This is a genomic window from Mesorhizobium sp. Root554, assembly GCF_001427025.1.
Taxonomy (GTDB): Bacteria; Pseudomonadota; Alphaproteobacteria; order Rhizobiales; family Rhizobiaceae; genus Mesorhizobium.
This window is the reverse complement of sequence record NZ_LMGA01000001.1, coordinates 43584-57402: the sequence shown is the minus strand read 5'-3', so window position 1 is coordinate 57402 and position 13819 is coordinate 43584. Positions and strand designations below refer to the sequence as shown.

Sequence of the window (13819 nt, the reverse complement as noted above, 5' to 3'; positions counted from 1 at the left end):
AAACGGCGGGCCAAAAGGTCCGCCGTTTCTGCTTGGGAGCGATGTGATCGTCAAGCGGCCTTGGCAGCCGCCTCCTGATGCAGGAACGAACGTCCATCCGCACCGAAGATGTGCAGGTCTTCGGCATTGGCGGCGAGCTTGAGCACGCTGCCGCGCTTGACCTCGGCATTGCCGGGCAGCTTGGTGGTCAGCGGCTGGTCGGCGCGGCCAATGTCGATATAGACAAGCTGCACTTCGCCAAGCTGCTCGACATAGTCCACCGTGCCCTCGAACAGGTAATCCTTGCCGGTTGCGATGAACAAATCCTCGGGGCGAACGCCGAAGGATACGGTCGCGCCCTTGGCCGAGGCCGGCGTCGCGATCGGCACCGTGACCTTGTTACCGCCGACATGGGTGATGACGGTGCTGGCGCCGGCTTTCTCGACGGTCGCCGGCAGAATGTTCATGGCGGGCGAGCCGATGAACTGCGCCACGAACAGATTGCCCGGCTTCTTGTACAGGTCCATCGGCGTGCCGACCTGCTCGATATGGCCATCCTTCAAGACGACGATGCGATCAGCCAGCGTCATCGCCTCGACCTGGTCATGGGTGACGTAGATCATCGTCGTATCGGGCATCGATTCCTTGAGCTTGGCGATCTCGATGCGGGTGGCGACACGAAGGGCTGCGTCAAGGTTCGACAGCGGCTCGTCGAACAGGAACACCTTGGGATTGCGGACGATGGCGCGGCCGATGGCGACGCGCTGGCGCTGGCCGCCGGACATGGCGCGCGGCAGACGGTCCAGATATTTGGTCAGCTGCAGGATTTCGGCCGCCTGCTTCACCCGCTTGTCGATCTCGGCCTTGTTTTCCTTCCCGATCTTCATCGAGAACGCCATGTTGTCGTAGACGGTCATGTGCGGATAAAGCGCGTAGGACTGGAACACCATGGCGATGCCGCGCTTCGACGGCGGCACGTCGTTCACCACTTCACCGGCGATCTGCAGGGTGCCGGAGGTGATCTCCTCAAGCCCGGCGATGGTGCGCAGCAGGGTGGACTTGCCGCAGCCGGACGGCCCGACGAAGACGATGAATTCGCCCGACTCGATATCGAGATCGATGCCGTGGAGAATGGTCAGATTGCCATAGGATTTCTTCACCTGTCTCAGCGTCAGATCGGCCATCGTTTCCCTCCCGTTTTTGTTCGTCCTGATCAGGCGATGCGCCCGAACCAGGCTCCGTAACCGCCAAGACGTATCGTGCCCGCCTCGGCCTGTGCCGAAAATCCGTGCCCCGGCAGCGGCTGCGGTGAACCATTTTCGCCGAGTTGCACGTCCGCCGGAGCGCTGCCGAGATTGAAGACGCAGACGATCTGCTCGTTGCCTTCGCGGCGCGAGAAGGCGACGGTGCTTCCATCGCTCGGCATGAATTCGATTTCGCCCTTTGCCAGCGCCGGATGCTGGCGGCGGAAGGCCATGAAGCGGCGGTAATGCTCCAGCAGCGAGGCCGGATCGCCCTGCTGCGCGCTGACCGCCTTGGCGAGGTGTTCGGCGGGGACAGGCAACCAGGGCTTGACGTTGGAAAAGCCGCCATTCGGAGCGTTGGCCTCCCAGACCATCGGCGTGCGGCAGCCGTCGCGGCCCTTGAACTCGGGCCAAAAGCGGATGCCGTAGGGGTCCTGCAGATCCTCGAAGGCGAGATTGGCTTCGGTGAGCCCAAGCTCCTCGCCCTGATAGAGGCAGACCGAGCCGCGCATCGACATCAGCAGCGCCGAGACGACCTTGAGATAAGCGGTCGGATCGGCCTCGCCCACCGCCCAGCGCGAGGCATGGCGCATGACGTCATGGTTGGAAAAGGCCCAGCACGACCAGCCGTCAGTGGCGACGCGGCCGAAGCTTTCCAGAACCATTCGCACCTTGGGCGCGCTGATCTTTTCCGGCGCCAGGAAGTCGAAGGCATAGCACATCTGCACGCGCTTGCCGGCGGCGGTATAGGCGGCAACGACTTCCAGCCCATGCTGGGAATCGCCGACCTCGCCGACCGCCGCGGCGCCCGGATATTCGTCAAGAAGCGCCCGGAACCGTTCGAGAAAGCCGAGATTCTCGGGCCTGCTCTTGTCGTAGATATGGTCCTGATAGTTGTAAGGGTTCACCGCAGGCGCGGTCTGGTCGTTGCGCTGCTCGGGCGGCAGCGGCGGATTGTTCTCCAGCCCCTGCGAATGGAAGTAGAAATTGATCGTGTCGAGACGGAAGCCATCGACGCCGCGCTCAAGCCAGAAGCGCGTGGCTTCCAGCAGCGCATCCTGGACCTCGCGGCTGTGGAAATTCAGGTCCGGCTGTTCGGACAGGAAATTGTGCAGATAGTATTGCTGGCGGCGGGTGTCCCACTGCCAGGCCGAACCGCCGAAGATGGACAGCCAGTTGTTCGGCGGCGTGCCGTCATCCTTGGCGTCCGCCCAGACATACCAGTCGGCCTTCGGATTGTTGCGGCTCGACCGGCTCTCCTGGAACCAGGGATGCAGGTCGGAACTGTGCGACAGCACCTCGTCGATCATCACGCGGATGCCGAGCCTGTGCGCCTCGCCCACCAGCGCATCGAAATCCGCCAGCGTTCCGAACATCGGATCGACGTCGCAATAGTCGGTCACGTCGTAGCCGAAATCCTTCATCGGCGACTTGAAGAAGGGCGATATCCAGACCGCATCCACCCCGAGCGAGGCGATATAGGGCAGCCGCGCGGCTATGCCCTTCAGATCGCCGATGCCGTCGCCGTCCGAGTCCTGATAGGAGCGCGGATAGATCTGGTAGATAATGGCGCCCCGCCACCAGTCGCGATCGACGGCGAGTTCGGGATTTACCATTTCACGATGGGCCGATTGCATGCAATCAACCTCCTTTTACCGAGCCTGCCAGAAGGCCGCGCACGAAGTAGCGCTGCAGTGAGAAGAAGACGATCAGCGGCACGATGATGGTGACGAATGCCGATGTCGTCAGGATTTCCCAGTCGCCGCCGCGCGAACCCAGCAGGGCATTGAGTTTGGCGGTCAGCACGATCTGATCCGCCTCCGTACCGAGGAAAACCATCGCCACCAGCAGATCGTTCCACACCCACAGGAACTGGAAGATGGCGAAGGAGGCCAGCACCGGGAAGGAAAGCGGCAAAACGATCTTGACGAAAATCTCGAAATCGCTGGCGCCATCGATGCGCGCCGACTCCATGATCTCGCGCGGCAGGCCGGCGATATAGCTGCGCAGCAGGTAGATGGCGAAGGGCAGGCCGAAGCCGGTATGCGCCAGCCAGATGCCGAGATAGGTCTTGACCGGCACGCCGAAGAAGACGCCGACACCGTTGTAGAGCTTGAGCAGCGGGATCAGCGACATCTGCAGCGGGACGACAAGCAGGCCGATGATGACGGCGATCAGCAGCGCGCGGCCCGGAAAGCGCATCCAGGCCAGCGCATAGGCGGCGAAGGCTGCGATCAGGATCGGGATGACGGTCGCCGGGATGGTCACCGTCAGCGAGTTCAGGAACGAACGGCCAATGCCTTCCGAGAACAACACGGTGCGGTAGTTGTCGGTGGTGAATTTCGGCGGCGCCGAAGCGGCGAAATAGACGCGCTGGCCGCGCTCGCCCTCGAACGCCTTGGGCGAGGCCATGACGAAGCTGCCGTCCTTGTTGATCTGCAGCGTCACGCCGTCCTTGAGATCGGCGACGGCGCCGGCCTCGTATTGCGTGGGCGCCGCGGCGCGCAGGCCGAAAGCGCTGATCTGGCGCGCCGGGCCGCCCTCTTCGAAGAGATTGCCCTCGATGACGAACTTGCCGTCTTTTTCCGCCTGGGCCGAAGCGTCTGGCAACCGCCCGGCCTCGGTCTGGCTCGAACTGGAGAATGAGTTCCACCAGCCGGACGCTATGATCTGGTCCTTGTCGCGCAGCGACGAGACGAGGATGCCGAGTGTCGGAATGGTCCAGAGCACCACGAAGAAGAGCACCGCGAGATGGACGCCGAAACGGGAGATGAAGGATTTTCCGGATGCGACAGCCATCTCAATGCCCTCCCGTTTCCTTGTTCGCCTGCCGGATGTTCCAGATCATGATCGGGATGACCGCGATCATGATGATGATGGCGATGGTGGCGCCACGGCCGAAATCGCCACCGCCACGGAACATCCAGTCGAACATGAGGTTGGCGAGCACCTGGCTGTTCCACTGGCCGTTGGTCATGGTCAGCACGATGTCGAAGACCTTCAGCACGAGGATGGTGATCGTGGTCCAGACGACGGCGATGGTGCCCCATATCTGCGGCACCATGATCTTCCAGAAGATCTGGAACGGATTGGCGCCGTCGATGACGGCGGCTTCCAGCGTTTCCTCTGGAATGCCGCGCAGGGCCGACGACAGGATGACCATGGCGAAGCCGGTCTGAATCCAGATCAGGATGACCATCAGGAAGAAATTGTTCCAGAACGGGATCGATATCCACACCTGCGGCGAGCCGCCGAGCGCGGTGACGATGGCGTTGAGGATGCCGATCTGGGTCTGCCCCTCGCCGCGATATTCATAGATGAACTTCCAGATGACCGAAGCGCCGACGAAGGAGATGGCGAGCGGCAGGAAGATCAGGCTCTTGGCGATGGTGCCCCACCAGATGCGGTCGGTCAGCACGGCGATGATCAGGCCGAGGAAGGTGCAGGCGGCCGGCACAACGGCGAGCCACACTATGTTGTTCAGAATGGAGTTGCGGAACTCACGGTCGCCGAAGGCCCATTGATAGTTGGCGAGGCCGACGAAATTGACGCCGCCGCGATCCATGAAGGACAGGCGCAACGTCTCGATGACCGGGTAGATCAGATAGATGATGAGGATGAGCAGGGCTGGACCGACGAAAAGCCAGGGCCGGATCAGCCCCTGCCGGCGCAGATTATCGACCGCCGCGGCGCCGGTGACGCCACGCGCCGGAAAGATGAGGTCGAGCAGTTTGTTGGCGCCCCAGAAATAGGCGACGCAGCCGCCGACGCCGACGATGATGACGAGTATGGCCGAGAAAATCTGAGACGCCATTGGTTCCCTCCCGCTGCCGTGTCGATGTTCTTCCGGGCAATCGGCAGTGGGCAACAGGCAATCGGAATCAGCTGGCCGTCGAGGACGGACCTTTATTGCCTATCGCCATCTGTTTTTCCGACTGCCGACTGGCTATTGCCGACTGCCTCTACTTGATCGCGTCCCAGCTTTTCTGGATCTGGGCGCCGACATCTTCCGGCGACTTGCCGCCGACGAGATCGACCATGCCGGTCCAGAATGCACCGGCGCCGATCTTGCCTGGCATCAGGTCCGAACCGTCGAAGCGGAAGGTCGTTGCCGTGGTCAGGATTTCGCCCTGTTTCTTCAGCGCGTCGTTGGCGTAGGCGTCCTGGTTGACGGTCTTCAAAGGCGTCAGCAGGCCGGACTGGGCCATCCAGATTTCATGGGCCAAGGGCATTTCGAGGAACTTGATGAATTCGCGCGAAGCCTTGGAGTCCTTGGTAATCATGGCGAAGGTGCCAGCGCCCAGCACCGGCTTGCCGAGGTCCGGCTTTGAGGCCATGGGCGGTAGGTAGAAGAAGTCGGCATCAACGCCAAGTTTCGTGCCTTCGGGGAAGAAGGACGAGATGAAGGACGCCTGACGGTGCATGTAGCACTTCGGCGGAATGCCGAAGAGGCCCTTGGGACTGTCGCGGAAGTCGGTCGCCGCGACCGCCGCCTTGCCGCCATCGACATATTTGTCGTTGGTGGCGATGTCGGAGAAGATTTTCAGCGCGTTGACGACAGCCGGATCGTTGAACGGAATCTCGTTCTTGGTCCACTTGTCGTAGGTTTCCGGCGGCTGCGTGCGCAGCATGATGTCCTCGATCCAGTCGGTCGCCGGCCAGCCCGTTGCGCCGCCGGAACCGAGCCCGATGCACCAGGGGGTGCCGCCGTCGGCGACAATCTTGTCGGACAGCGCCATCATCTCTTCCCAGGTCTTGGGAACCTCGTAGCCGGCTTCCTCGAAATTGTCCGGTACGTACCAGACCAGCGACTTCAGGTCGGCCTTGTAGGGGAATGCGAAGAACTGCTTCTTGCCGTCCTTGTCGTTGAAGGTGCCGAGATCGACCCAGGACTGGCCGGCGCCGTAATTGTCCTTGACGAAGCTGGCGACATCGTCGCCCAGCGGCGTCAGCAGACCCTTGGATGCGAGATCCTGGATGAGGCCCGGCTGCGGAAGCACGGCGATGTTGGGCGGGCTGCCTGCCTGCGTGTCGATGACGATCTGCTGCTCGTAGTTTTCCGAGGAGGAATATTTGATGTCCGCGCCGGTGGCCTCGGTGAAATATTCCAGCACCGAGCGCACAAGCGCCTCGTCCTCGCCGCGCCACGGTCCGAAAATCGTCAGGGTTTCACCCTTGAGATCGACCTTCTTGAGCGCCTCGTAATTATCCCAGTGGAATTTACTGTCTTCGCCCGGCTTGAACTTCAGTTCGGCATGTGCGGGAACGGTAAGGGCGAGCGCCGAAAACGCCACACCCAGCAAGAGCATCTTCTTCATCGTAATCCTCCCAAAAGACAGACCGGCCCATGGACAGATCGAACGGAACCTCCATTCCGCAGCCGATGCTGCCCGGACTGTGCCCCAGCAAAGGAGGAACTGCAACCTCCGATGGAGACTTCCAAAGCGCTTTGGCTGATTTTCAGGAAGCCACCAAATTTCCACAGAGTCAAGCCGCGCGCTAACTAATCGATTTAGTTTTTTTCCGAGGGGTGATCCTTCTGCGGTGCAGCATAATTTTATGGCAATGCAGCAGATAAAACAGCTTTTAACAGGTCGCGTGCCGCTCTATGTCTTTTGAGGAGGCGTAAGCAACCGGGAAGAGTCAGCCGGAATTTTTAAAGCGCTTTGGCGCAGGAGGACGCTTTGAACCTCAAGCAGTTCTCACGGATGCTGGAGCTGTCGCAGACGACGGTAAGCCGCGCCCTGAACGGCTATCCGGAAGTCAGCGAGGAAACGCGTCGGCGCGTGGTCGACGCCGCCAAGCGACACGGCTATCGTCCCAATCCCAGCGCCAGACAGCTCGCCACCGGCAAGACGGGCATGATCGGATACGTGCTGCCGACGGGCGCTTCGGTGGATATCGACCCGCATTTCGTCGAGTTCCTTTCCGGCCTCGGCGACTATGCGCGCGCGCACGAACTGGACCTCGTCCTGTCGCCCGCCGACGCAGACGACCAGGAAACCACCTATCGCCGCATCGTCGCCAACCGGCAGGTCGATGCGGTCTATATCTCGTCGCCACAGCCGCGCGACAGGCGGGTTGCGCTGCTCAACACGCTCGGTATTCCCTTTCTCGTCCACGGCCGCACGGAAGGCTTCGATTTCGACTATTCCTTTCTCGACATCGACAATGAGGGGGCATTTCGCGAGGCGGCCCGCCTGCTCATGCAGCTCGGCCACCGCCGCATCGCCCTGATCAACGGCGATATCCGCGAGACCTTCGCCATCCACCGAGAGCGCGGTGTGCGCGCCGCGCTCGCGGAAAAGGGGCTGGTGCTGGCCGACGACACCGTCAGCAGCGCCGCAATGACCGAAGAGAACGGCTATCGCGCCGCACGCCGTCTGCTGGAAAGCAGCGCGCCGCCGACGGCGATCCTGTGTTCCAGTCTCATCATGTCGCTGGGCGTTGTGCGGGCGGCGCGCGAGCTCGGCGTCAGCATACCCGGGCGGCTTTCACTGATCGCCCATGACGACGTTTTTCCCTGGCTGAAGCCGGAGAATTTTTCCGTGCCGCTGACGACGACCCGCTCGTCGATCCGGGCGGCGGGGGCGCGCGTGGCGGAGCGGCTTGCTGCGCGCCTCGCCAATCTCGAGGATGGCGCGCGCGGCGAGCTTTGGCCGGTGGATCTGGTCGTGCGCGGTTCGATCGCGGGGGCGCCGTAGGTCAGCGCCACCTACCCTTCCCCCTCGTGAGGGGGGTCGACGAGGAATCGAAGCGTAGCGGAGATTTCGAGACGCGGTGAGGGTGAAAACGCGATGGCCGCGCCCCCCGCCCCGATCCGCTTCGCAGATTGACCTCCCCACAAAAGGGGGAGGGTTAAGGAAGGCGGCCCTACTCCCGCGCCGCAGCCGCCTTGAGGTTCAGCAGGCCGAAACCGAAATCATTGTCGCGGCCGGCAGCGCCGAGATCGGTGGCCGTATCGGCCAGGGCTTTTTCTGCCTGGTCGGCGGACAGATCGGGCTTTGCGTGGAAAAGATTGGCAATGGCGCCGCTGACGATGGCTGCGGCGAAGGAGGTCCCGGTGACGAGATCCGAGCCGCCGCCGATGGGCGCAGCCATGTCGACGCCGGGCGCGGAAATGTAGACATAGGACCCACGGTTGGCCTGCGCCATCAGTCCGTCCTTCGCGTCCGTCGCGGTAACGGCGACGACGCCCTCAAAGGCTGCAGGGTAACCGTAGGGCGCCTTCGGCCCGTTGTTGCCGGCGGCGGCGACCAGCACCATGCCGAGCGCGCGGGCATTGCGGCAGGCGGTGCCGAGCAATTCATTCTTCGGCCCGACAAAGCTCATATTGACGATGCGGACATCCTTCTCCGCCGCCCAGTCCAGCGAGGCGAGGATAGCCTCGGCCGATGACTTTCCGTCCTCGAAGGCGCGGGCGTGATAGAGGGCAGCGCCTGGCGCCACGCCCTGGAATGGCCCGGTGCCGGCAAGCAGTCCGTCGATCGACGTGCCGTGATCGCGGCTCTGCACCGGCGTATCGGGCAGCGCATCGAACTGTTCGGCGATGACGCCCTGCAAGGCGGGATGCGTATCGTCGGCAGCGGTGTCGATCACCGCGACGCGCACGTCCTCGCCATTCGCCGCTCCGGCATCGAGCGCGATGCGCTCGAACGAATAGTTGACGATCGCCGCCTGTTGCAGCGCATAGACATGGTTGGGCTCCCGCCGTTCGGCGCGGCCATCCGCCGCCAGTTGCGCCAGCACGACGGCTACCGGGCGGCCATCCGGAATACCATAGCGCACCAGCGTTGCGCCAAGCAGCCGCGACTGGCGCTGCGACCTGACCTGCAGACCAAAGGAGATAGCGAGCTGCTGCACGACGTCGGGATCGCCGGAGACCGTCACCAGCACCTCGTCGGGCACGAAATCGCCGGCGATGGCGCGGAGCGGTTCGGCGAGCGGCAGGTCGGTGGGCGCTATGATCGGCCCCGAAGGGGGCTGACCGGACCCGCCGGCCAGCGAACCCGCTGCAACGCCGGCGGCCGGTGGCAAGGCGGCGTCAGCCGGACGGCGCGGATCGGGCGTCGGCATTGGCAGTCCGCCGGGGGTTGCACCACCTGCGGCGCTCGGTGGATTGGGAAACAGATCGACGATCAGGTCCGGGAGCGTGACCGCAGCGCCGCCCGAAGGCGCGCCCGCCTCGTCCGGCGGCGCGCAATCCCGGGCGCCGTCGATGCACTCCGTGGGTTGCCGTTGCGGGCCGGGTCCTGCTGTCTGAGCGAGAGCTGGTTGGACCGTGAAAGCGGCCAGGACGACGGCGGCAGCACCCGAAAGCACACGCTGCGCCACACGGACCATGGTCCGGCCCCGTACACGGCCCTGCGGCGATGCCTTTGCGGCGCGCTCAACCATCGACCGGCTTCCTGCCGCCGAGCGCCGTCTCGGTGAATGGCTGCGCGGCGATAAGGGCAAACAAGCGGTCATATTCCGCGCCGGTCGTCGTCGCGATGGCGATACGGAAGATGCCGTCGACGGTCGGGCCGGAGGCGATCTTCAGGCCATTGTTGCCCATGAACGTGACCACATCGGCCATGCGGGCATCGGGTTTGAACTTGACCAGGGCAAAGGGCAGCTTCGCCAGATCGTTCTCCGCGCCGGCGACCTCGAAGCCGGGACCACTGTTCGGCGCCGCGACCTGCTGCACGACGACAAAGGCGAGCAATGCCGCGGCAGCCGCCCAGGCAAAACTTGCGGGGACCGCACGGAACCCGTTCCAGAGCCGGGTCACCACCGAAGGAGCGGAGGAAGATGCCTTGCGTTCCCGGCCGGTCTCCGCATCCAGCTGTTTGGCAAAACGGGCGAAGGCGTCGGCCGGCGGACGAACCGCTTCGTTCGAAGCGATCGTGCCGGAGAATTCGGCCTCGGCCTCTTCCAGCGCAGCCGCCGCGGTCGGGTCCGTCGCCAGCCACGCTTCGAGGTCGGCAAGCTCGGCTCCGTCCAGCGTGCCGTTCAGATAGAACGGCAGAAGGGCCTCCATCTCGTCGCGGCGCGACATCTTTCCGGCTTCGCTCATGTCGCCATCATAGCTCATGGCCATCCCCTGTCGTAGCCCGCGGCCTTCAACGCCTCGCCAAGCTTCTTGCGGGCGTAGAACATCCGCGTCTTGACGGTGGCGACAGGGATTTCCAGCACCTCGCCGATCTCGGTCACCGACTTGCCGTGGTAATAGGCCAGATCGACGACAACGCGGTGTTCCCGCGGCAGGGCATCGACGAAGCGGCGCAGCGCAGCGCCCTTGTCTTCCTTCATGGCGGTGACTTCCGGCGTGTCGGCGCCATCGGGCACGGCGGCCGCGGCTTCGTCGTCGATCCAGTCCTCCTTGCGCTTGCGCAGCGAGGACAGCGCCTTGAAGCGGGCGATGCCGAGCAGCCAGGTCGAAACCTCGGAACGGCCTTCGAAAGCCGGCGCCTGACGCCAGAGTTCGAGGAAAACTTCATTTGCAATATCGTCCGCGACCATGTCCGACCCCGTCTGGCGCGCCACGAAGCGGTAAACCCGCGCGTGGTGGCGCATGAACAGGAGCCGCAAGGCTGCCCGGTCGCCCGAAGCGACCCGGCCGACGAGTTCGCGGTCGGTCGACGATGCGTTCGTCATGACCGGCCGAGCCGCCCGGCTCCTGTCTGCTCTGTCGCCGATGGGGTCAAGAAGGTTCACCGCCTCGCCTCGATTTTCCAAAGCTAACCGAAGAGGCCTGGGGTTTCCAGCGGCATGCGAAGGCCGCTTTCCTCCCATTCACCGGCAGGGATGGATCAGGCCCTTCAAGCCGCAGGCCAGATCGTTGCGTCCAGCGTCCTCATCGCCAGACCGCGCGCCAGAGCCTCGGCGCTGCCGGCGTGCTGCGAAAGCGCCGCCGCCTGCCGCCTGGTGATGACAAGCCCCTGCGCCAGCGCGCGCTGGCGGGCAAAGGCGCGCGACAAGAAGCGGCCACGGCTGCCGGGCGCGCGGGAAAACCGGGCCGGCATGGTGAAGCGCGCCACGTGAGAAACGACCTCGTCGATCCAGCCTTCGGAAAGCCTGGCGCCCGGCTCCAGGATCAGCAGCCAGTCGCCCTTCGCCTGGCGTATGCCGGCGGCGATTCCCTCCGTCACGAAGCGGCAGCCGGCATGCTCGGCGACGCTATGCGTCTGATCGGTCGACCCCATGTCGCAGACGATGACATCGCGCACCACCCCTTCGACGGCGCCGCCGACGAGCGAGGCCAGCGTGCGCGCCAGCCCCTCCTCGCTGTCATGGGTTTCGATCAGGACACTCAACATGATTAGCCGAATAGCCGAAAGCGCCCGGCAATGCCAGTTTCAGCAATTTCCGCAAAAAGTTCTTGCTTTGTTCTCATTCTGAAAATAGGAATATGTTCATGAGAACGGCGATTCGAAACTCCCCCGACAGTCCCTGGGAAAGGGCGAAAATGGAACATATCGCGCGCGCCGACATTGCAGCCTTCGGAGCAGGACGAGCCGAAATGGCCAATGCGATGATCGAACAGAGCGGAATGCGCGTGCGGCCCGACCGCAACCGCGGACGCTCGGCCGGCATCAACCCCTCGGGCCGCTTCGAGCCGATCACCCGCCATGTCTTCGACGACGGCTGGGAGAGCCTGGAGGAACTGCCACCGTTCAAGACCGAGGTGCAGGTGGAGAAGCCGCGCACCATCATCACCCGCAACGAGTCGCCCGATATATCGTTCGACCGTTCCATCAACCCCTATCGCGGCTGCGAGCATGGCTGCGTCTACTGCTTCGCGCGGCCGACGCATTCGTTCATGGGCTTGTCGCCGGGACTGGATTTCGAAGCCAAGCTGTTCGCCAAGCCGGATGCGGCGCGCCTGCTCGACAAGGAACTGTCGAAGGACGGCTACCAGCCGCGCACCATCGCCATCGGCACCAACACCGACCCCTACCAGCCGGTGGAGAAGCAGTGGCGCATCATGCGCGAAATCCTCGAAGTGCTGGAAGCGCGCGGGCATCCGGTCGGCATCGTGACGAAATCGGCGCTGGTGACGCGCGACATCGACATCCTGTCGCGGATGGCGGAGAGAGGCCTGGCCAAGGTGGCGCTTTCGGTGACGACGCTGGACCGGATGCTGGCGCGCACCATGGAACCGCGCGCGTCGACGCCGACGAAGCGGCTGGAGGCGATCCGACAGCTTTCCGATGCAGGCATCCCGGCCTCGGTGATGGTGGCGCCGATCGTTCCCGGTCTCACCGATCCGGAGATGGAGCGCATCCTGGATTCGGCGCGCGCCGCAGGCGCCCGCGAGGCCGGCTATGTCATCCTTCGCCTGCCGCTGGAGGTCTCGCCGATCTTCAAGGACTGGCTGCTGCGCCATTATCCCGACCGCTACCGGCATGTGATGTCGCTGGTGCGTTCGATGCGCGACGGCAAGGACTACGATTCGGAGTGGGGCAAGCGCATGAAGGGCGCCGGACCCTATGCCTGGCAGATCGGCCGCCGGTTCGAGATCGCCGCAAAGCGCCTCGGCCTCAACACCGAACGCCGGACGCTGCGGACCGACCAGTTCGTGCCCGCGGCGAAGAAGAACGAGCAGCTCATGCTGCTTTAGCGAAGCGCTGCCGGACTGCCCGGCATTCAAGAATCCCGTCCGGCCCTGTCCCCCGGCCCGCTGACGGTGCCTCCCGATCCGCCGCCCCAACGGACGGGAGGGTCTTGCGGAGAATCGGAGCCGATGCGAATCTGGTTGTCATGCCTCGCACGCGCACCGATTCTCCGCTTCTCTTCGAGATGACGGAAAAACCCGACTTCTCCTTCGAAACGAAGGCGATGGCTGAAGGCCTTTGGCCTGTCGCCGGCATGGACGAGGCAGGACGCGGCCCGCTGGCCGGCCCGGTCGTGGCCGCGGCGGTCGTGCTCGATCCGGCGCGCATTCCGGACGGGCTGGACGATTCCAAGCGGCTGACGTTCGATCAGCGTGAAGCGCTGTTCGAAAGGATACTCGCCACCTCGCTCGGGGTAGCGATGGCGTCCGTCTCGGCCGAAGGTATCGACGGATCGAACATCCTCAAGGCCAGCCTGGAAGCCATGCGGCGGGCGCTTTGCAGCCTGCCGGTCAGGCCCATGCTGGCGCTGGCCGACGGACGCGACGTGCCGCCTGGCCTGCCCTGCGCCGGCCGCGCGCTCATCCGTGGCGACCAGCGATCCCAATCCATCGCCGCCGCCTCCATCGTCGCCAAGGTCATGCGCGACCGCATGATGTCGCGCTGCGGGCACACGCATGTGCATTACGGCTTCGAACTGCATATGGGCTACGCCACAGTGCGCCACCGCACCGCCATCGAGACCCACGGACCGGTGGCGCGCCTGCACCGCATTTCCTTCGCGCCGTTCCGGCTTGGCGGCATCGCGGTCGAAGAGAGCGAAGCGGAACTCCTCGGGGCGGAATGAGGCTGCTGCCAATTCTACCGGAAATCGACTGACCGCTGCTCTTCCCTGCCGGCCTCCTCCGGATCAAGTTCGGGGATGTTGGATGAGGGCCGGTGCCCGGCACAACAAAAAAGCCGCCGGATTTCTCCAGCGGCTCCTGTTCCTGAACCGGT

At 64.0% G+C, this 13819-nt stretch carries 12 protein-coding genes; 3 read left to right on the top strand and 9 right to left on the bottom strand.

The annotated features are described in order from the left end of the window. Positions 1-50: 50 nt before the first annotated feature. The 5 genes from ugpC to ASD44_RS00255 all read right to left on the bottom strand — a co-directional run bounded on the left by ugpC (position 51) and on the right by ASD44_RS00255 (position 6541). Positions 51-1163 (bottom strand): sn-glycerol-3-phosphate ABC transporter ATP-binding protein UgpC, encoded by a 1113-nt coding sequence (gene ugpC, locus ASD44_RS00275; RefSeq protein ID WP_056107191.1) that lies wholly within the window; start codon positions 1161-1163, stop codon positions 51-53. 29 nt (positions 1164-1192) lie between these two features. Then, a complete protein-coding gene (locus tag ASD44_RS00270; protein WP_056107188.1) occupies positions 1193-2860 on the bottom strand; it encodes an alpha-glucosidase in 1668 nt (555 codons plus the stop codon). A gap of 4 nt (positions 2861-2864) precedes the next feature. Further along, positions 2865-4022 carry a carbohydrate ABC transporter permease gene (locus ASD44_RS00265; protein ID WP_056107187.1) on the bottom strand — a complete coding sequence of 386 codons (1158 nt, stop codon included), beginning with the start codon at positions 4020-4022 and terminating at the stop codon, positions 2865-2867. 1 nt (position 4023) lies between these two features. Further along, entirely contained in the window at positions 4024-5037 is a 1014-nt protein-coding gene (locus tag ASD44_RS00260; RefSeq protein ID WP_056107184.1) for a sugar ABC transporter permease, read from the bottom strand. Positions 5038-5185: 148 nt separating this feature from the next. Next, complete coding sequence (locus ASD44_RS00255; RefSeq protein WP_056107181.1) at positions 5186-6541, bottom strand: ABC transporter substrate-binding protein; 1356 nt, start codon at positions 6539-6541, stop codon at positions 5186-5188. Positions 6542-6907: 366 nt separating this feature from the next. Here ASD44_RS00255 and ASD44_RS00250 point away from each other — a divergent pair, with 366 nt between their 5' ends. Beyond that, positions 6908-7927 carry a substrate-binding domain-containing protein gene (locus ASD44_RS00250; RefSeq protein WP_056115131.1) on the top strand — a complete coding sequence of 340 codons (1020 nt, stop codon included), beginning with the start codon at positions 6908-6910 and terminating at the stop codon, positions 7925-7927. A 169-nt stretch (positions 7928-8096) separates the two neighbouring features. Here the strand turns inward: ASD44_RS00250 and ASD44_RS00245 are convergent, their stop codons facing one another. The 4 genes from ASD44_RS00245 to ASD44_RS00230 all read right to left on the bottom strand — a co-directional run bounded on the left by ASD44_RS00245 (position 8097) and on the right by ASD44_RS00230 (position 11524). Next, positions 8097-9620, bottom strand: a complete 1524-nt coding sequence (locus ASD44_RS00245; protein ID WP_244478696.1) for a S8 family serine peptidase — start codon at positions 9618-9620, stop codon at positions 8097-8099. Continuing rightward, a complete protein-coding gene (locus ASD44_RS00240; RefSeq protein ID WP_244478695.1) occupies positions 9613-10299 on the bottom strand; it encodes an anti-sigma factor in 687 nt (228 codons plus the stop codon). Before ASD44_RS00240 ends, ASD44_RS00245 begins: the two co-directional genes overlap by 8 nt. Beyond that, a complete protein-coding gene (locus ASD44_RS00235) occupies positions 10296-10862 on the bottom strand; it encodes a sigma-70 family RNA polymerase sigma factor (RefSeq protein WP_056107178.1) in 567 nt (188 codons plus the stop codon). Before ASD44_RS00235 ends, ASD44_RS00240 begins: the two co-directional genes overlap by 4 nt. A gap of 164 nt (positions 10863-11026) precedes the next feature. Beyond that, positions 11027-11524 (bottom strand): glycosyltransferase, encoded by a 498-nt coding sequence (locus tag ASD44_RS00230; RefSeq protein WP_056107175.1) that lies wholly within the window; start codon positions 11522-11524, stop codon positions 11027-11029. 149 nt (positions 11525-11673) lie between these two features. Here ASD44_RS00230 and ASD44_RS00225 point away from each other — a divergent pair, with 149 nt between their 5' ends. Next, positions 11674-12828: a PA0069 family radical SAM protein gene (locus ASD44_RS00225; RefSeq protein ID WP_056107173.1), complete on the top strand. Its 1155-nt coding sequence runs from the start codon at positions 11674-11676 to the stop codon at positions 12826-12828. A gap of 140 nt (positions 12829-12968) precedes the next feature. Next, positions 12969-13667, top strand: a complete 699-nt coding sequence (locus ASD44_RS00220; RefSeq protein ID WP_056107170.1) for a ribonuclease HII — start codon at positions 12969-12971, stop codon at positions 13665-13667. Positions 13668-13819 lie beyond the last annotated feature (152 nt).